We start from the raw sequence: 17,183 nt of genomic DNA on the forward strand, positions 1-17,183 counted from the left end.
AAATACTTCCAGGCTATGCGTCCATCCGGGCAAGCAGCCGCGGCAGAATGTCTGCCGCCTGGCCGACAAGGGCGAACTCGTTTTCCCCTTCGACCGACTCCGGCTGCAGGTTGACATGCACGACGACCGCGCCCTGTTTCCTGGCGACCTGGGGGATCTGCGCCGCAGGCTGCACCACGCCCGAAGTGCCGATTGAAAACAGCAGATCGCAATCGCCGGCCGCCGCCAGTGCGTCCCGCCAGGCCTGTGCCGGCAGCGCCTCGCCGAACCAGACCACACCGGGGCGGATCTTGCCATTGCATTTGTGGCAGCGTGGCGGCTCGACCCTGCGCCCCTCCTCAGGTTCAGCCAGTGGCCCACTGACGCCCTGATACGGCCGCGTGCACGCAAAGCAGCGCGGCGAATGGAGGCTGCCGTGCAAGTGAATGACGTCCCGAGACCCCGCACGCTCATGCAGATCATCGACATTCTGGGTGATGACCGTCAGCCGGGGGACCCGTCTGGCGAGTTCGGCAATAGCCAGATGGGCGGGGTTGGGGCTGGCGGCGAGGACCTTCGAGCGTCGCCACTCATACCATCCCCAGACCAGCGCAGGATCGTTGCGAAAGGCTTCGGCGGTGGCCAGGGCCGCCGGGTCGAAGCGGCTCCATAAACCGGTCAAGGCGTCGCGAAATGTCGGGATGCCACTCTCCGCCGAAACGCCTGCACCGGTGAATACCACCACATGGCGTGCATCACGCAAGCGTTGCTCCTCAAACTCGATCATCACCTGTTCCTGTCTGCGTAATCGATCTGGCCAGTGTACCCGCCTGCGAGCCAAAGGCCTCGCCAAAAGCCACGATTGCCTGACGATTCACCCCGGAGTTTATCGCCGCCAGGACTGCGCTCTGGCACAATGGCAGCATGACTTTCCTGCCCGATCCCCAGCCGATAACCCCGCCACAGTCTGATGCGCTGACCAGGAGGACGTGACTCATGCCCCTTGTCACCGACGACTGGCAAGCTGGCACGTTGATCGAAGCCTCATGGGTGCGTGCCGATGCCGCGAGTTTCCCCCGCCATACCCATGATGAGTATGTGCTGGGCACGAACCTCAAGGGCACCGAACACATCTGGCTCGATGGCCGGACGCTGACCGCCAGGCCCGGCGAGATCACCCTGTACAACCCGCTGGCCATGCAGGCCTCGGAGTTTTGTCCGACCGGGGTCGAGTATGTGAGCCTGCATCTGGACCCTGAGGGTATTGCCCGCGTGGTCAGGGACAACAACCTGGCCAGCAGCACCTTTGAGCAAGGCGTTTTCAGTCATCCGGGCCTGCACCAGGCCCTGCTCGACTTCGCTCGGACACCGGCCGCTCATCGCAGGCAGCGGGAGGAAGCTTTTCTGTGCCTGCTCTGCCAATGGCTGGAACCCCGCAATACGCGGTTCGGCGAACAGCACGCCGCCGTCTCGCGGGCCGTCGAGTACCTGCGTGACTGCCTGACCCGCAAGGCCGATCTGGATGACCTGGCCGCAGCCGTGGGTCTGAGCAAATACCACCTGGTGCGATGTTTCAAGAAGCAGATCGGACTGGCGCCCCTGCAATACCAGATGCAACTGCGGCTGATCGAGTCGCGCCGGCGGCTACGTGATCGGGCCAGCGTGCTGGACGTCGCCACCGAACTGGGCTTCTACGACCAGAGCCACTTCATCAACGCCTTTCGCAAGGTGATGGGCGTCTCTCCCCAGGCCTACTCGGACGCTTACAGGGACAGCCCGCGAATGCCACGCAAGGGCCCACGGCGTTAGGCGACAGGCTGCCCGAGGATGAACTCCTGGTACCCCGTTGCGATCACGTACACCGCGAACCAGGCGAAGATCAGTGCCGAGGCGATGTAGCTGTACCTCAGCATGCGGTCACCCAGCAGCTTGCCGCCGTGGCTGGCCGCGGTGCACAAACCGACGCTCCAGCACACGCCCGCCACGAAAAAACCGGCGAGAAACAGGAATGCATTGCCCAGCCCACCGGCACCGGAGCGGGAGATGAGCGTGCCGCCCACCGCCGCGAACCAGAGGATGGCGCTGGGAGAAGAGACGGCCATGAATATTCCCCGCAGGAACGCCTTGATCGCCGAGCGCTCCACGACCTGCCCCGCGTTCTGCATGGTGCCATGGCTCTGCCAGGCATTGATGATCATGCGCACGGCGAAGTAGATCAGCAGCGCCGATCCTCCGATCCACAGGCTCCATTTCACCCAGGTGAACTGGAGCAGGACGGTCATCCCGACCAGGGCCAGGATCGCGTAGATCAGGTCGCCGAAGCAGGTACCCAGCCCGAGCCAGAAACCCTGCAGAAAGCCCCGCTGCATCGCCAGGGTGATCATGGCGATATTGGCCAGGCCGATGTCGAGACAAAGCGAAAGACTGAGAAGAAAACCACTGGTGAACTGCACGGACAAACCCAGGCAAACGTAAACAGGTCGCTGATTGAGCCAGAACGCGGCGGCGGAATATTGGAAAAAATTGCTGTTGCCCAGGTATCTGCCAACACCGCCCGGGCCAGGGCGGCCACAGGCCTGACTCGTGGAGCCAGGGTTGCGCTCGGCGCTGTAGGCCGGCGGGCCAAACGCCGAGACAAGCTGCCGCCATGTTCCGACAGAGCGCTGCTACACTGATGAGGTCGAACGGAGGATCCCATCATGTCCGAACGAGAACTCACCAACCTGCTGTCGTTGATGAACCAGCGCCAGGCCTGCCTGAGCAGTGCCTGCAAGGAGATAGCCGACTGGATCGACCGCCAGGGCGACATGCCGGCGGCCGGCAAGATCCGCGCGAGTCTCAAGGCGCTGGAGGCCGAGGATGCCCAGGTGCGCAAGACGCTCACCTCGCTGAGCATCGAGCGTCCATTGCCCAGGTTTCGCAGCTGACTGAAAACAGGTGAATGGATCCGTGTTTTCCGGCAGCGGCACGGGACAAGCCTTTGTTGGCACGAAGGCTACGGTATGCTGTTGTCCGCTCGCCGCCGCCCCTCCCCGGCTATAGCTATAGGCTATACCGCACGAACGCAGCCTGATCGACCGCCCTACCTGGCCTTTGACACGCTGGCCTTGCTCAGCCCCTTGGCATTGTGATCGCCCGGCGTGGTGGCCGAAATGGCGGTCGCCTTCGACAGGCCCTGGGTCGCCTTGGAGTGGGCGACGCCGGAAGTGGCAACGCCATGTCCCTTGGAACCGTTACGGGCCAGGCCAGTATGTTGGCCGCTCACCCCATGATCCCGAACCGCCTTGCCGACATGATCGCTCTGGTGACCCAGTGCCTGGCCTCGCCCCTCGGCGCTCGCCGAGCGCCCGGCACCGGCGTGACCGCCGCCCTCTCCCCCATGCCCACCGTGGCCGCCACCGCCGTTGCCACCTCCACCTCCACCGCCACCGCCCTTGGCATACGCGGAGGTCATGAGGGAGAGTTGTGCCGGTAGCAGCGGAGCAGTTGCAAACATCATGAAGCAGGACATGACGGCAATCAGGTTGGTTTTTTTGAAACGCATGATGGCTTCCAGTTGAGTGAGTCTTTTGCACTGCCTGGGACTCGATCAATGGGTTGCCGTTCAATGGAAGACGACAGACGGAAGCCTTCATGGCCTTTTATAAAGTGAATGAGAACGCCTCTCCCTGGATCCCTTCGACAACCGGCCACCGCCGAAGCGAATGGCCGGTGGAACGGGTCAATTGAAGGCACCACTGAGCACTTCATAGATGATCCCGCTGGCAATCGAAACCAGGATCAGGTCGGCCCCTGCCTGTTGCCATTCATAGCCGTCGTAACGCGGCAACTGCCCCAGCAGTCGACCATCGAGCTTCCTGGCGATACCGGGTGGCAGCGGCTTGCCCCGGGCCAGGTTCTTGCGAATCCCCGGCGGCAAGGCAGGCCCCGGGCTCCAGTAGTCACGGTATCCACCCAGCACGACGAGCACCCCATTGCGGTCGATGCTGGGACCCTGCGCCCGATCGCCATGAGCGGATTTCCTGCCTTTACCGTGACCGCCCTGATCGTCCTGGCCCTGAAAACCCTGGGAAAACTTCTTGCCGTTTCCCTGGCCATTGCCCGGATCTGCCCAGGCGGAGCCGGCAGCCAGCACCAGGGCGGTGGTCAGGGCCGCCAACAAACGAGCGTTACGCATGGTCGTCCTCCTGAAAAGGAAATGTCTCACCGCTATCAATGTAGCTGCCCCGAAGCCGGTGCGCCGTGCCAGCAGAGGCTCAAACCGCTTGCGGCCCGCCTCCCAGATGAACCAGCAGGCTTTGCATCGGCGCCGCCAATTCATGCCACTGCCGAAAGCAGAGGCAGAGCTGCCGCCGTGCCCAGTCATCGTTCAAGGCAAGCAGCCGAAGGGGGTACCGCCGTTTGTAACGCCGGGCGATGTCCTGGGGCACGATCCCGACACCGACGCCATGGGCAACCATTTCGCACAAATCTTCGAAGGTTTTCATGCGAACCCTGAGATCGAGAGGCCTGCCCGCGGCATGGGCATGGTCGTTGAGGTGATCCTGCAGGGCATTTCCGGGGGACAGGCCGACGAAGGGAAGATCCACGACCTGCGAGAACGTGACGTCCTTGCCTGGCGGAAACGGCTGCCCGGCCGCCGCGATCAACACCAGGTGATCCTTCGCCACGGCCTGCAACTGCAGGCCCTGCGCGTCAACGGCATCCGAGACGACACCGGCCTCGACCAATCCGGCCGCCACCGCGCTGACGATGTCGGCACTGGTGCGCTCCCTGAGTTCGAGGCGTAAACGGGGGCGCTCGGCCAGCCACGGTGCAAGGCGGTTCGGCAGAAACCCGGTGAGTGCGGCGGTGTTGGCATACAGGTGGATCGTGCCCCGGACACCGGTGGCAAAGTCCTGCAGTTCGCCCTTGAGCCTCTCCTGCTGCCGAAGCATCAGCCGGGCGTGATGCGCCAGCACCTCGCCCGCCTCGGTGGTCACCACTCCTCGCGGGCGTCGATGCAACAGGGCCACGCCGGCAGCGCTTTCAATGCTGCGCAATCGCTCGCTGGCCGAGGCCAGGGCCAGATTCGCCCGGGCCGCGCCGGCGGTGATGCTGCCGGCATCCACGACACACAGGAACAACTGCAGGTCCGCCAAGTCGAAACGCATGGATCACCTCGCTCATGCCTTCGGATCATCCGAAGGCTGTGCTGATATTTCCGCATTGTGCAGCGTTCCGCCAGAGGCTTCAATTCAGCCCTGTTCCCCCCCTCGAAGCGGATCACTCATGCACGATCACACGCTGTACATTGTTCTGTTGGCGGGCACCTTCCTGGCGGCCGGCCTGGTCAAAGGCGTCACCGGCATGGGGCTGCCAACGGTGGCCATGGGATTGCTCGGCACGGCGATGCCGCCGGCGGCCGCTGCCGCGATGCTGCTCATACCGTCTTTCGTCACCAACGTCTGGCAACTGTTTTGCGGCCCATCGATAACGCGCCTGCTGCGCAGGCTCTGGCCGATGATGCTGGGCATCCTGCTCGGCACCGTGGGCGGCTCGGCATTACTGGTGAAGGCAGACCCCGTCTGGTCAGGCTTCGGCCTGGGCATGGCGCTGATCGTCTATGCCGTCTACGCCCTGGTTGCGCCCACCCTCGCGGTGCCGGGCCGGGTGGAAAAATGGCTATCGGCGGTCATCGGCCTGATAACCGGGGTGGTGACAGGGGCAACAGGTGTGTTCGTGATGCCTGCGGTGCCCTACCTCGGGTCACTGAACATGAACCGTGAGGAACTGGTTCAGGCACTGGGCCTGTCCTTCACTCTCTCCACGGTGGCCCTGGCCATCGGGCTGTTCTCCCACGGCGCCTTTCACGTCGAGCAGTTCGGTATGTCGACAGCAGCCGTCGTGCCGGCACTGATCGGCATGTGGGTGGGCCAACGTGTACGGAGGCGGATCAGCCCCCTGCGCTTCCGCCAGTGTTTCCTGCTGTTGCTCCTCGTGCTTGGCCTTGAGCTTTGCTCTCGGCCCTTGCTCTGAGGCAAGCTGGAACAGGGTGGCTGCGCTCAGGCAGACGACTCGCCGTCCTGTGCCGAACGCAGGTGCAGATAGACGGTGTTCCTGGAAACCCCCAGGTCCTGGGCAACCCGAATGACGGCGCCCTTGAGCTTGAAGATGCCCTGCTCGTGAAGCAGGTTGATGACCGCCTTGTTGTAGCCGCCCGAGGACACCGCCATCGTCTCGGCGACCTTCCTGCGCGCCGTGCTCAGCGCCACCAGCACGGTTTCATTGACGTCAGCGCCAAAGTTCTCCGACAGCACCTCGGGGGCGCCGGCGGGCAGTTGCGTGAAACTGCCGAGGATCTCGTGCAGCGGCGTGTTCAGGTGGAAGTTGATGCACAACAGCCCTATCGGCGTGCCCTGCTCGCCGCGGATAACGAGGGTGGTGGACTTGAGCGGTTCACCGTTGCGATTGCTGCAGAAGTAGCTCATGCCGGAGCGGTTCGGCGAATCGTTGATCTCGGCGAGCATGCGCAAGGCCAGGTCGGTGATCGGCGCCCCCGCCTGCCGCCCGGTCAGGTGCCCGTTGATGATCTTGATCACCGAGGCGTCCAGGTTGTCCAGGCTGTGGAGGACGAACTCGAAGCCCGCCCCCAGGTAGGCTGCCAGGCCGTCCAGCAGCGTCGAATGGGACTGCAGGATGGCCTGGTCTGCCGGCGAAAGCTTGACCATGCTCCGGGGCATCAGGCCGAGACGGCGATCGCCTCGATCTCGACCAGCACACCTTTTGGCAGGGTCTTGACCGCCACGCAGGAGCGTGCCGGCTTGGACACGAAGAACTGCTCGTAAACCTCGTTGAAGACGGCGAAATCGGCCATGTCATGCAAGAAGCACGTGGTTTTCATCACCTGCTCGAAGCCGACCCCACCTTCCTTCAGGACAGCTTCCAGGTTCTTGATGGTCTGCAGCGCCTGCTCGCGAATGCCGCCTTCCACCACCTGGCCACTGGCAGGGTCCAGCGGAATCTGGCCGGAGGTGAAAATCAGATTGCCGAAAGCCTTGGCCTGGGAGTACGGGCCGATTGCAGCGGGGGCATTGGCGCTGGTGATGGTCTTCATGAAAGGGGCTCCGATAGCGATTGGTGTGACCCATGAGGGTAAGCCCAGGATGCTAAAATGAACAAATGCTCATTCGCAATACTTTTATTCACTCTGCAGCATCATGCCGAAGCGCGGCCCTGCCATTGCCCGAGCAGCAGTCGACGTTACAAAACCGGGGGCTTCAGACGAGGACCAGCGGGTTTTCACACCATCGGCGAAGGGCTGCTCCCCGTCATTCAGCGTCAAGCTCCGCATTGGAAGGCTTGTAGCCCAGGCTGCGCATCAGATCGCGCGCCGTTTCGAAAAACACCTGCTTGAAGCTGTCCGCACATTCCTCCGTCAACCGGCTGGCAGGCCCGGAGATGACCAGCGCGCCCATCAATTCATGCTGCGCACCATAGATCGGCAAGGCCATAGATGAGGCATGCGGGTCGGTCGCACCACAGGAATAATAGGGTTTCTCCAGGGTAATGCCGGTCTGGAACGGCGCGCGCAGGGCCTGGGCACCGGCGGCCTCGTCCATGGGCCGCATGTCGCCTGGCTGCATGTTGAGACGAAGGCGATGGGAGGAGTTGACCCGATACTGGCACATCCGATAGGCGCCATGACGCACGTAGAACGAGGCGGTCTCGCCGGACTGCTCGGCCAGATAATGCAACCGAGGCATGACATGCCGCTCAAGGTCGAGGGTTTCCTGGTACACCGCGTTCAACCTCATGACCTCACTGGCCAGTTGATAGCGGCCATCGCTCATTCGAGTGATGAAACCGTGGTTCTCCAGCGACACCATCAGCCGCATGATCGTGCTTTTGATCAGCCCCGTACGCTCCGTGAGTTCCACCAGGCTCAACGCCGAATCGCCCATTTGAAACGCTGAGAGCACAGTCAATACACGGTCGGCCGAAGCCACACCGTTTACCGCTGGACGCGGCCGCGCTTTTACCATCAGAAAGACCTCACGTGATTGGTGCCCTCATGTTTCGCAAGGGCTAATGCACGCATTATCCGACAACCCCCTGCTCCTCGCCATCCTTGTGCCGCCGATGCGGCCCTGGATGGATTCGGGCAAGAAGAAGGCCAGCCGTCCCTGGCCTCGGCGTAATCGGTGGACTGGCGTCGAAGAGATCGCGCAGTTGCCCGAGACTGGCAGGACCGATGGTCGAGGCTACCTCCCCCGTTCAGGGGATGCGGTAGACCTCACGGGCAGTACCACTGAACAGCCACTCCTTCTCGCTGTCGCTGAAGTCCGCCACGACGCGCTTGAAGGTGTTCCACAACACCCCGTAACCGTACATGCCCTTGTCCACCGGGAAGTTGCTCTCGAACATGCAACGTTCCACGCCAAAGCAGTCGATAGCCTGCAGCAGATAAGGTCGCCACAGCGCTGCCAACCTGAGTGAACCCGGTGGCCGCGCCTGAGCATCCAGGTCGAAGCCCGCGACCCGCATGCCCAGCCCGCCGAGCTTGAGCCGTACGTTGGGACATTGCGCCAGCCTGCGCAGGTCGATCGACCAGCGTTGAAAAACCTCCTCGCGCTGGCCCGCATAAGGCCCGGCCCCCAACGGCCCGCCGAGGTGATCGAGGACAACGACCAGCTCCGGAAACGCCTCGGCGAGCTCGATCACTTCGGCGAGCTGGGTGTGGTAGGCCCAGATATCCAGGACCAGTTCGTGACGCTGCAAGTGCGCCACTCCCCGACGAAACGCCGGCTCCGCCAATACACCCGCGGGCGGCGGCCGGGGATTGGAGACCAGTCGAGGATCGACGTGCCAGGCGGTGGTGTTGCGCACACCCCGCAAGCGGTTGCCACCACGGTGACGCATCTCCTCCAGGACCGGCACGACGCCATCGCCGAGCATCAGGTCGGCACCGGCGACGATCGCGGCGCACAGGCGTAGCGGCCCCACCAGCCCGCTGGCGCTGTAGGCGGCCACACCATTGGCGTACTCCACCTCGCCCACGGCCTGGAAAGGCCCGGGGCGGTCCAGGTCCAGCATCGAACGGCACTGGACATAAACAGACGCCACCAGCCGATGCCCGCAGTTCATATCGGCCAGGTAGTCCTCGGCCAGATAGCGCTGGCCGGGCCGGTCCCACAGGTGGTGATGGGCGTCGATGATCGCCCGTTGCGGCTCCAGCGGCGCTTCGCTGACCTGGGCGAGCCATTCTGGCCGAACGGGGGCATGGGGAGAGTGCATGGCTGACTCCGGTGACAAGGCTTAGAAAAGTGCCAGGGTGTAATTGATGATCAGACGGTTCTGGTCACCATTGCGGGTGGCCTCGCTATGGGCCTCACCATTGCGCCAGACGATGCCCAGCCCCTTGAACGTCCCACTCTGGATGACATATTCCAGGGAGAAGTCGCGCTCCCATTCCGACTGGTCCACACCGCTTGCCGTCTGGATATTGTCGCCCTTGAGGTACATCACCGATGCCTGGAGGCCCGGCACACCGAGTTCCGCGAAGTCATAGCCGTACTGGGCGAACCCGGTGCGCTCACCGGCCCGGGTAAAGCTGAGCAGCATTTTGTCGGTCCACAGGTACAGGCTGCTGCCGCCAGCGCCCTTGTCGATCGAACCCTGGTTGAGCTGTACGAAGTTGCTGCCCTGCGAAACACTCTGGTAGCCCAGCGCAAGGGCGTGACCACGCAGGCGATAGGTAAAGGCGGCGCTCCACAGGTCGCTGTCGATCTCGCCATCACCCTCGGCGGTGTATCCCCCGACCTTGTACCCCTGCCGGCGGCCCGAGGCACTGCCGTTGGCGCCCTGCGACCCCGTGCGGAAATAGCGCAGGTCCGTGGTCAGCGAGCCATAGTCATTCAGGGACAGGGTGTGATTGAGGCCGGCAAAATGTTGCTGGTAGTAGTCCTGCAATTGACCCATGTAGTACTGCAGCAACAACGAGTCCGTCGCGCGATAGTCGGCCCCGGCAAAATAGAACCGGTCACTCTCGCGAGTGCCGCCACTCACGGCCATGCCGGTCAGATCGGTGGATGCACGCCCCCTGGCACGGTTGAGCGCACCGCCGATGAACGTGAGGTTGTCGAGTTCCCGGGACTGCAGTTGCACGCCCTGGAAGGTCTGCGGCAGAAGTCGGCCGTCGGAGGCCACCAGCACCGGCACCTTCGGCATCAACTGGCCCACGCGCAACTCGCTCTGGCTCAGCCTCATCTTCGCGGTGACGCCGGCGCTGCCCCACTGGTGCGCAGCACGCTCACCATCGGACGGGATCATCGAGCTGCCATTATGCCTGCCCCGGCCACTGTCCAGCGTGATACCCATCATGGCGGTCGCATCCACCCCGAAGCCGATGAGCCCATCGGTGTAGCCGGAGCGAAAGTCGAGCAGGAAGCCCTGCGCCCAGTCCTCGGTTTTCGACGGTTTCGCCGTGCCATCGCGGTTATCGCTGTTGAAATAGAAGTTGCGCATCGACAGTTTGGCATGGCTGTCGGAAAGCAGATCGGCATAGGCCGGAAGGCCGAGAAGGCTGCCACCAGCGGCGAGGGCAAGGCAACGGACGGACGACGAGATATTCAAGACAAAAGCTCCCTGGGCACCCGGGGAATGGGTGCCGGTTTTCTTGTTATGGAAGGTGACGCTTTACGAGAAGTGGCGTTGCATCAGCTCTGCATGCCCCAACGGCGCACGGTGAGCATTTCGATACTGCGGAATACCAGGCCCTCCACCACCAGGCCGATAAGAATGACCATCAGCAGGCCGGCAAACACGTTGGGTGTTTCCAGCGCGTTGCGATGCTGGAACACGTACCAGCCCAACCCGCCGGAATTGCCGGAGACACCGAACACCAGCTCGGCCGCGATCAGCGTACGCCAGGCAAACGCCCAGCCGATCTTCAGGCCGGCCAGAATCGACGGCACCGCAGCGGGAATGAGGATGCGCAGCACCAGGTTCAAGCCACGCAGCCCGTAGTTGCGCCCCGCCATGCGCTGGGTCTGACTGACCACCTGAAAGCCCGAGTAGGTGTTGAGCGAAACGGCCCACAGCACCGAGTGCACGATCACCAGCATCAGGCTCTGGATACCCAGGCCGAACCAGAGCATGGCGAGCGGCAGGATGGCGATCGCCGGCAACGGGTTGAACATGGCCGTGAGGGTGGCCAGTACGTCGGTGCCCAGGCGCGTCGACACGGCCAGCGACGTGAGTATCGCGGCAAGCCCGATAGCCAGGGCATAGCTCATCAGCAGCACCTTGAGCGAACTCACCACGGCCTGGGGTAATACGCCACTGAGCAGGTCCCGGGTCATGGCCACCACGGTTTCGCTGAAGGTGGGGAACATCAGCGAATTGTCCAGGTAGCGGGCATACACCTCCCACAGCACCGCCAGGACCACCAATACCAATGTCCGGCGGACACCGGCGTGAGCGAAGAGACGTTCGAACAGGCCCAGGCGCCGGGCGATATCGCCCACCTGGCCGGGCGCTACCGGGGCGTACTCGACATCCGCACGCGCTTGAATCACTGGCTTAGTCATGGGCAGTCTCACTGTGACCGAAGAGCATGTGGCTGATGCGCTGGTGCAGTTGGGCGAAAGCCGTCATGCCCTGCTCGGCGAACCCGAAGGCACTGGCGTCCAGCTCGGCACGCACCTGCCCCGGATGCGGGGTCAGCACGAGAATGCGCGTGCCGAGCACGATCGCCTCATCAATGGAATGGGTGACGAACATCAGGGTGAACGGTGCCTGGTCCCAGAGTTCCAGCAGTTCCTCCTGCATGCGGCGACGGGTCAGCGCGTCGAGGGCGGCGAACGGTTCGTCCATCAGCAACATCGCCGGCTCCATGGCCAGGGCCCGGGCAATGGCCACCCGTTGCTTCATCCCCCCGGACAACTGGTGGGGGTAGGCATCCCTGAATTTTTCCAACCCCACCTTGGTCGCGGCCCGGGCAGCACGCTCGGCGATCTCCTCACGGGGAAAGCGGGCGGTGACCTGCATCGGGAACATGATGTTGCCGATCACCGTTTTCCACGGCATGAGCTGGTCGAACTCCTGGAACACCATCATGCGGTCGGGGCCCGGCTCGCGAACCAACTGCCCATCCAGGCAGATCTGCCCGGCCACCGGTTCGACGAAGCCGGCCACGCTCTTGAGCAGGCTGGACTTGCCGCAGCCCGAAGGACCGAGCAGGACGAAGCGATCGTTGCGCTGCACATCGAACGAAACGCCATGGGTTGCCGTGATCAACTGATCCCGGGTCTTGTACTGCAACGTGACGTTTTCGACCCTCAGCAGTGCAGCAGCACCGAGATCGCTGGATACGGCGATAGGCGACAGGAGGCTCATCAGCTGCCCTCCCCGTTCGAAACCGGGGCGAAAAACACTTCGCGCCAATCGTCCGGTGCCTTTTTCAAGGCTCCGGATCGCACCATGAAACGGGCCAGCACCATCACCCCTGTCGGCTCCACCGACCACTCGCTTTCCACCTGCCGCAGCATGTCCTCGATCTGCTCGACCGAAAGGCTGGAAGGCTCGCTGGACAGGAACAACTGCGCGGCCTTGCGCGGCTCCCGACGGATGTAGTCGTTGGCCTCATCGATCGCCGCGACCACCGCGGCACTCAACTGCGGGTTGTTTTTCACGAAACGGCCGCTACTGGTCAGCACGCCGCTGGTCATGCGCAGGTTCAGTGCCGAGGAAAAGTCGTAGAGCTTGCTGACTCGGGGGTCCTGGGCCAGCTGGTAACGGTAGGGGTTGGGCCCGATGTAGCCCTTGATGCCTGCCTTGTTTATCAGGCTGGAGGTCGCATCGGGGTGCGGCAGGCTGACCATCAGCCGGTCGAGACGGTGGATCTGCTCGGGCCCGAACTCGCGCTCGGCGGCCATCTGCAGCAAGAGGGCCTGCTGGCCACTGGGCGAACTCACCGCGATCTTGTCATCGGGCTTGAAGTCGGCCAGCGAGCGGATCGCGGGATCGTTCACGAATAATCCATTATCACCGGCCACCAGCCCACAGAGCGCCCGCACATCCAGGGATTTTCGGGTTTTCTCCCAGGCGATCAGGGTACCGGACAAGCCGTAGCCGCCAATGTCGACGTTACCGCTGATCAAGGCATCGTTGATCGCCGGAGCCCCACTGATGCGCTTGATCTCGAACGTGGTTTCCGGCTGCCCATGGGCCTGGGCCTGTTTCTGGAACAACCCCAGTTTGTCCGCGACCGTGACGGGCAGATAGGCATATCCGTACTGGATCGCCAGGGTCACCCTGGCCTGCTCGGCCTGCGCCGCAGCACTGAGGGTGAAGACGCTCACGGCCAGGGACAGCGCCTTGAACGACAACCTTGGACGGCACGCTCCGTGCCGGGAATGGCTGTGCATGAGAACCTCCATTTTTCTTGTTTTTAGAATGACATTCCTTTTTCAAGCTATTCACAACCGTGCCAACCGTCAACCGCATTTTTAAAACGCAGAAAAATCCGGAATACCAGACATTCGGCATCGCTTTTTTAAAATCCATGATTTATTTTGAAATTGCATTTCATTAGATTGCGAAACATAACAACAACCAGGCGCCCTGTTGCGCCCCTGTCGCCCGGAGCCTCCATGAGCTTCTTCGCCGCGCCACCGCGCACCGAAACCACCGTTTTCACACGCCTGCCCGATCGCTACCGCGATGTCCGCCCCACTGCGTGGGCCAATGCCAATCGCCAGGGCCGGGCCATCGACTCGTTTCTCGAAGGCCCATCCTTTGATCGTCAAGGCAACCTCCACGTGACCGACATCCCCAACGGCCGGATTTTTCGCATCTCCCGCCAGGGAGAATGGGAACTGGTCTGCCAGTACGACGGTTGGCCGAACGGCCTGAAAATCCACCAGGATGGGCGAATCTTCATCACCGACTACAAGCGCGGCATCATGGTGCTCGATGCGCAGAGCGCAAAGATCGAGCCATTGCTGGAGTCCGCAGGCTCGGAAGGTTTCAAGGGCGTCAATGACCTGGTGTTCGCCCCCAACGGCGACCTGTACTTCACTGACCAGGGCCAGACCGGCCTGCAGGATGCCAGTGGGCGCGTGTACAAGCTCGACGCCGGCGGCAATCTCACCTGCCTGCTCAATACGATCCCCAGCCCCAACGGCATCGTCTTCGACCCGCACCTGAACCACCTGCTGATCGCGGTGACCCGCGCCCAGCAGATCTGGCGAATCCCCCTGGGCAACGGCTCGATCATCGGCAAGGTGGGCGTCTTCGCCCAGTTGCATGGCGGACTCGGCGGGCCGGATGGCCTGGCCCTCGATGCCCAGAGCAACCTCTATGTCGCCCACACCGGTTTCGGTTCGGTCTGGAAGCTGTCCAGAGTCGCGGAGCCCCTGGAGCGCATCGTCTCTTGCGCCGGGATCAGCAACACCAACCTGGCCTTTGGTGGCGACGATGGGCAGACCCTGTTCATCACCGAATCCGAGACCGGCAGCATCCTCCAGGTTCGCACCGCCAGCCCTGGGCTGCCCCTGTATTCCCATAGCTGACAGCCATACGGCTCACACAACAATTACAAAAAGAGTAACGACATGTCCCACGACACTCCCCACGTTGCGGCGCCGCTCGACGACGCCGAGGGCGAACGCCTCATGCGCCGCGTTCTCTGGCGACTGATCCCGTTCATCTTCCTCTGCTATGTGATCAGCTACCTGGATCGCACCAACGTCGGCTTCGCCGCCATCAGCATGAACCAGGACCTGGGCCTGACCGCAACCTTGTTCGGCTGGGCCGCAGGGCTGTTTTTCTTCGGCTACTTCATCTTTGAAATACCCAGCAACCTGCTGCTGCAACGCTTCGGCGCACGCGTGTGGATTGCGCGGATCATGATCACCTGGGGCCTGGTCTCCATGGCGACAGCGTTCGCCACCGGCCCCATCAGTTTCAGCATCGCACGCTTCCTGCTGGGCCTGGCCGAAGCGGGCTTCACCCCCGGGGTGTACCTGTACTTCACCTACTGGTTCCCGGGCAAATGGCGGGCCAAGGCGACTGCGGCATTCCTCCTGGGAATTCCCGTTGCCAACATCGTCGGCTCGCCGCTGTCCGGCTGGCTGCTGGAACAGCACGGCGTCTGGGGGCTGAAGAACTGGCAGTTGCTGCTGGTGACCGAGGCCATGCCGGCCGTGCTGCTGGGCGTTGCCTGCCTGTTCGTGCTGGTCGATACCCCGGCGAAGGCCAAGTGGCTGACCGCGCGCGAAAAAGCCTGGCTCAGCGAAAGGATTTCCAAAGAGCAGCGGACCATTGGCGCATCGCACGGCAATACCCTGCGCGCCGCCCTGACCAACCCCAAGGTGTTTACCCTGGCCGCCATCAATTTCTGCTGTATCGTCGGCTCCATCGGCATCGGTATCTGGCTACCCCAGATCATCAAGGGCCTGGGCATCAGCAACGGGATGGTTGGCCTGGTGGTGGCCCTGCCCTATCTGCTGGGTGCGGTGTCGATGACCCTGTGGGCCCGTCTGGCCAACCGCAGCCAACGGCGACTGCCCTATGTCGTGGCGGCCCTGGCGCTGGCCGCAGTGGCCCTGGTTGCCGCCGCCCTTACGACCCATCCAGTGCTCAGGATCGCCAGCCTCTGCGTGGCCGTGGCCAGCATCCTGTCGTTCCAGGCAACGTTCTGGGCCATTCCCTCGACATTCCTCACCGGCCGCGCCGCGGCGGGAGGCCTGGCGATGATCGTTTCGATCGGCAACCTGGGCGGTTTCACCGGTCCCTTCCTGATCGGCCTGATCAAGGATGCGACCCACAGTTTTACCCTGCCGTTCTTCGCCGTGGCGTCGATCCTGCTGATCGGTACCTGCCTGATGATCTGGCTGGGCGACCCGGCCAAACAGCAGCCGGCACAGCCCCGGGCACTCGACAGTCACGCCTGAGCCGCCGCGTGGCGCCTTATCGCAAAGGGCGCCGCGCGAACAGGATCACCAGCAGACCGACCGCCAACAGGCCGCCGGCAATCCCCAGGGTTGCCGGCGCACCGCAATGGGCGGCCATCAACCCCGCCAACATGCCGCCCAGCGCTTCGAAACCGAAACGCATGGCGATGTAGAACGCGACCACGCGACCACGCAACTGGGCCGGCGCAGTGCTCTGCAACTGCATGTTGGTGCTGACGTTGTTCAAGGTGATGCCAAACCCCAGCAGCCCCAGGGCCAGCAGCGCCCATGGCAGCGCCTCCGAGAGCCACAGTCCGATCAGGGCCACCGCGCAGAGCAGCGCACCGGCATCGGTAAAGCGCCGCAAGCGCTGCTGCGCGCCCCCGACCGCCAGCACCAGGGTGGCGACAAATGCGCCCGCCCCTGCCGCCCCCCAGAGCCAGCCGAGAATACGCGCATCGCCGGCATACACGGCCTTGGCCAGAATGGGCAGCAAGGCGGCGTAGCAGGAGGCCAGCAGGTTCACCATAATGACGTTGCCCATGAGCTGGCGAACGCTTCGGCTGCGCCACATGTAGGCCAGCCCCTCGCGAAACACCTGGGCAGTCGATCCGGCGGCCTTGGGCGCCGGCGTGCCGCGCACCTTCAGCAGGCCACCGAGCAACGCCAGGAACCCCAGGGCCGTGAGCAGGAAACAGGGCGCTTCGCCAGCCAGGGCGATCAGGCCGCCCGCCAGGGGTGGGCCGACGAAACGCGCCGCATTGATGAGCATGGCATTGAGCGCCAGGGCGTTCGGCAAGTCCGCGGGGTCGTCGACGAAACTGCCGATCAGCGCCTGGCGCAAAGGAGTCTCCAGGGCATTGAGCAAACCCAGCAGCAGCGCCATCCCGGCGATGAACACTCCATCGATCCAGCCCTGGCTGGTTGCCAGGGCCAGGACAAGCGATTGCACCACCAGCATCCCCTGCACGGCGATCAACAACCGGCGCTTGTCATGGCGGTCGATCCAGGCACCGGCGAGCGGACCGATCACCAGCTGGGGGGCCAGCGAAAGAAAGGTGATCAGGCCCAGCAGGACGGCCGAGCCTGTCAGGTGATAGGCCAGCCAGGACAAGGCGACCTGCTGCACCCATTTGCCCAGGGTCGAGACACCCTGGCCAATGAAGTAGATCTGGAAGTTGCGATAAGCGAGCGCCCGAACGGCCGCGGGCCACGGGTTACGACGAGACGACGATGAATCGGACAAGACTGCGTATCCTCAATAGG

19 protein-coding genes are annotated in these 17,183 nt (G+C 63.3%); 5 read left to right on the forward strand and 14 right to left on the reverse strand.

The window, feature by feature from the left end; all coding sequences use genetic code 11:
- Nucleotides 1-13 precede the first annotated feature (13 nt).
- Nucleotides 14-766 (reverse strand): SIR2 family NAD-dependent protein deacylase, encoded by a 753-nt coding sequence (locus tag PF66_RS08065; protein WP_054062373.1) that lies wholly within the window; start codon nt 764-766, stop codon nt 14-16.
- A gap of 209 nt (nt 767-975) precedes the next feature.
- Here PF66_RS08065 and PF66_RS08070 point away from each other — a divergent pair, with 209 nt between their 5' ends.
- Nucleotides 976-1,788, forward strand: a complete 813-nt coding sequence (locus tag PF66_RS08070; protein WP_054056740.1) for a helix-turn-helix transcriptional regulator — start codon at nt 976-978, stop codon at nt 1,786-1,788.
- Here the strand turns inward: PF66_RS08070 and PF66_RS08075 are convergent.
- Nucleotides 1,785-2,432 (reverse strand): LysE family translocator, encoded by a 648-nt coding sequence (locus PF66_RS08075; protein WP_054062436.1) that lies wholly within the window; start codon nt 2,430-2,432, stop codon nt 1,785-1,787. The two genes, PF66_RS08070 and PF66_RS08075, sit on opposite strands and share 4 nt — an antisense overlap.
- 246 nt (nt 2,433-2,678) lie before the next feature.
- Between PF66_RS08075 and PF66_RS08080 the strand changes: the two genes are divergently transcribed.
- Entirely contained in the window at nt 2,679-2,906 is a 228-nt protein-coding gene (locus PF66_RS08080) for a hypothetical protein (RefSeq protein ID WP_054056739.1), read from the forward strand.
- Nucleotides 2,907-3,061: 155 nt separating this feature from the next.
- Here the strand turns inward: PF66_RS08080 and PF66_RS33005 are convergent, their stop codons facing one another.
- From PF66_RS33005 to PF66_RS08095, 3 genes are all read right to left on the reverse strand, one after another.
- Nucleotides 3,062-3,523 carry a hypothetical protein gene (locus PF66_RS33005; RefSeq protein WP_054062374.1) on the reverse strand — a complete coding sequence of 154 codons (462 nt, stop codon included), beginning with the start codon at nt 3,521-3,523 and terminating at the stop codon, nt 3,062-3,064.
- Between the two features lie 177 nt (nt 3,524-3,700).
- A complete protein-coding gene (locus PF66_RS08090) occupies nt 3,701-4,156 on the reverse strand; it encodes an anti-virulence regulator CigR family protein (protein WP_054062375.1) in 456 nt (151 codons plus the stop codon).
- Between the two features lie 79 nt (nt 4,157-4,235).
- Nucleotides 4,236-5,132 carry a LysR family transcriptional regulator gene (locus tag PF66_RS08095; RefSeq protein WP_054062376.1) on the reverse strand — a complete coding sequence of 299 codons (897 nt, stop codon included), beginning with the start codon at nt 5,130-5,132 and terminating at the stop codon, nt 4,236-4,238.
- A gap of 118 nt (nt 5,133-5,250) precedes the next feature.
- Here PF66_RS08095 and PF66_RS08100 point away from each other — a divergent pair, with 118 nt between their 5' ends.
- The gene (locus PF66_RS08100) at nt 5,251-5,997 is read left to right on the forward strand and encodes a sulfite exporter TauE/SafE family protein (protein ID WP_054062377.1); all 747 of its coding nucleotides are present in this window, start codon (nt 5,251-5,253) and stop codon (nt 5,995-5,997) included.
- A 26-nt stretch (nt 5,998-6,023) separates the two neighbouring features.
- Here PF66_RS08100 and PF66_RS08105 read toward each other — a convergent pair whose 3' ends face one another.
- From PF66_RS08105 to PF66_RS08140, 8 genes are all read right to left on the reverse strand, one after another.
- On the reverse strand, nt 6,024-6,689 hold the full coding sequence (locus PF66_RS08105) for a helix-turn-helix transcriptional regulator (RefSeq protein WP_241494289.1): 666 nt from the start codon (nt 6,687-6,689) through the stop codon (nt 6,024-6,026).
- 11 nt (nt 6,690-6,700) lie between these two features.
- Nucleotides 6,701-7,075 carry a RidA family protein gene (locus PF66_RS08110; RefSeq protein ID WP_054056733.1) on the reverse strand — a complete coding sequence of 125 codons (375 nt, stop codon included), beginning with the start codon at nt 7,073-7,075 and terminating at the stop codon, nt 6,701-6,703.
- Nucleotides 7,076-7,289: 214 nt separating this feature from the next.
- A complete protein-coding gene (locus PF66_RS08115; protein WP_081009815.1) occupies nt 7,290-8,003 on the reverse strand; it encodes an IclR family transcriptional regulator in 714 nt (237 codons plus the stop codon).
- Nucleotides 8,004-8,235: 232 nt separating this feature from the next.
- Nucleotides 8,236-9,255 carry an amidohydrolase family protein gene (locus PF66_RS08120; protein ID WP_054062380.1) on the reverse strand — a complete coding sequence of 340 codons (1,020 nt, stop codon included), beginning with the start codon at nt 9,253-9,255 and terminating at the stop codon, nt 8,236-8,238.
- Between the two features lie 21 nt (nt 9,256-9,276).
- Complete coding sequence (locus PF66_RS08125) at nt 9,277-10,587, reverse strand: OprD family porin (RefSeq protein WP_054056755.1); 1,311 nt, start codon at nt 10,585-10,587, stop codon at nt 9,277-9,279.
- A gap of 89 nt (nt 10,588-10,676) precedes the next feature.
- Nucleotides 10,677-11,549 (reverse strand): ABC transporter permease, encoded by an 873-nt coding sequence (locus tag PF66_RS08130; protein ID WP_054062381.1) that lies wholly within the window; start codon nt 11,547-11,549, stop codon nt 10,677-10,679.
- On the reverse strand, nt 11,542-12,357 hold the full coding sequence (locus tag PF66_RS08135; RefSeq protein ID WP_054056729.1) for an ABC transporter ATP-binding protein: 816 nt from the start codon (nt 12,355-12,357) through the stop codon (nt 11,542-11,544). The genes PF66_RS08130 and PF66_RS08135 overlap by 8 nt, the downstream gene beginning before the upstream one ends.
- Nucleotides 12,357-13,388: an ABC transporter substrate-binding protein gene (locus PF66_RS08140; RefSeq protein WP_160320652.1), complete on the reverse strand. Its 1,032-nt coding sequence runs from the start codon at nt 13,386-13,388 to the stop codon at nt 12,357-12,359. Before PF66_RS08140 ends, PF66_RS08135 begins: the two co-directional genes overlap by 1 nt.
- A gap of 225 nt (nt 13,389-13,613) precedes the next feature.
- On the opposite strand from PF66_RS08140, the gene PF66_RS08145 reads away from it, so the two are divergent.
- Together PF66_RS08145 and PF66_RS08150 are read left to right on the forward strand one after the other, a co-directional pair.
- A complete protein-coding gene (locus PF66_RS08145; RefSeq protein ID WP_054062383.1) occupies nt 13,614-14,534 on the forward strand; it encodes an SMP-30/gluconolactonase/LRE family protein in 921 nt (306 codons plus the stop codon).
- Between the two features lie 42 nt (nt 14,535-14,576).
- The gene (locus PF66_RS08150; RefSeq protein ID WP_054062384.1) at nt 14,577-15,917 is read left to right on the forward strand and encodes an MFS transporter; all 1,341 of its coding nucleotides are present in this window, start codon (nt 14,577-14,579) and stop codon (nt 15,915-15,917) included.
- Between the two features lie 16 nt (nt 15,918-15,933).
- On the opposite strand, the gene PF66_RS08155 is transcribed toward PF66_RS08150, so the two are convergent.
- Nucleotides 15,934-17,163 carry an MFS transporter gene (locus PF66_RS08155; protein ID WP_054062385.1) on the reverse strand — a complete coding sequence of 410 codons (1,230 nt, stop codon included), beginning with the start codon at nt 17,161-17,163 and terminating at the stop codon, nt 15,934-15,936.
- Between the last annotated feature and the right edge of the window lie 20 nt (nt 17,164-17,183).

Source organism: Pseudomonas asplenii (genome assembly GCF_001293465.1).
In the GTDB taxonomy this organism is placed as follows: Bacteria; Pseudomonadota; Gammaproteobacteria; order Pseudomonadales; family Pseudomonadaceae; genus Aquipseudomonas; species Aquipseudomonas fuscovaginae_B.

What these genes read in the sequence shown, in the direction of transcription:
- PF66_RS08070 (WP_054056740.1), top strand. Translation starts at nt 976, where the DNA reads ATGCCCCTTGTCACCGACGACTGGCAAGCTGGCACGTTGATCGAAGCC.
- PF66_RS08110 (WP_054056733.1), bottom strand. Translation starts at nt 7,075, where the DNA reads ATGAAGACCATCACCAGCGCCAATGCCCCCGCTGCAATCGGCCCGTAC.
- PF66_RS08095 (WP_054062376.1), bottom strand. Translation starts at nt 5,132, where the DNA reads ATGCGTTTCGACTTGGCGGACCTGCAGTTGTTCCTGTGTGTCGTGGAT.
- PF66_RS08120 (WP_054062380.1), bottom strand. Translation starts at nt 9,255, where the DNA reads ATGCACTCTCCCCATGCCCCCGTTCGGCCAGAATGGCTCGCCCAGGTC.
- PF66_RS08140 (WP_160320652.1), bottom strand. Translation starts at nt 13,388, where the DNA reads ATGCACAGCCATTCCCGGCACGGAGCGTGCCGTCCAAGGTTGTCGTTC.
- PF66_RS08150 (WP_054062384.1), top strand. Translation starts at nt 14,577, where the DNA reads ATGTCCCACGACACTCCCCACGTTGCGGCGCCGCTCGACGACGCCGAG.
- PF66_RS08145 (WP_054062383.1), top strand. Translation starts at nt 13,614, where the DNA reads ATGAGCTTCTTCGCCGCGCCACCGCGCACCGAAACCACCGTTTTCACA.
- PF66_RS08105 (WP_241494289.1), bottom strand. Translation starts at nt 6,689, where the DNA reads ATGGTCAAGCTTTCGCCGGCAGACCAGGCCATCCTGCAGTCCCATTCG.
- PF66_RS08100 (WP_054062377.1), top strand. Translation starts at nt 5,251, where the DNA reads ATGCACGATCACACGCTGTACATTGTTCTGTTGGCGGGCACCTTCCTG.
- PF66_RS08130 (WP_054062381.1), bottom strand. Translation starts at nt 11,549, where the DNA reads ATGACTAAGCCAGTGATTCAAGCGCGTGCGGATGTCGAGTACGCCCCG.
- PF66_RS08090 (WP_054062375.1), bottom strand. Translation starts at nt 4,156, where the DNA reads ATGCGTAACGCTCGTTTGTTGGCGGCCCTGACCACCGCCCTGGTGCTG.
- PF66_RS08135 (WP_054056729.1), bottom strand. Translation starts at nt 12,357, where the DNA reads ATGAGCCTCCTGTCGCCTATCGCCGTATCCAGCGATCTCGGTGCTGCT.
- PF66_RS33005 (WP_054062374.1), bottom strand. Translation starts at nt 3,523, where the DNA reads ATGCGTTTCAAAAAAACCAACCTGATTGCCGTCATGTCCTGCTTCATG.
- PF66_RS08115 (WP_081009815.1), bottom strand. Translation starts at nt 8,003, where the DNA reads ATGGTAAAAGCGCGGCCGCGTCCAGCGGTAAACGGTGTGGCTTCGGCC.
- PF66_RS08065 (WP_054062373.1), bottom strand. Translation starts at nt 766, where the DNA reads ATGATCGAGTTTGAGGAGCAACGCTTGCGTGATGCACGCCATGTGGTG.
- PF66_RS08080 (WP_054056739.1), top strand. Translation starts at nt 2,679, where the DNA reads ATGTCCGAACGAGAACTCACCAACCTGCTGTCGTTGATGAACCAGCGC.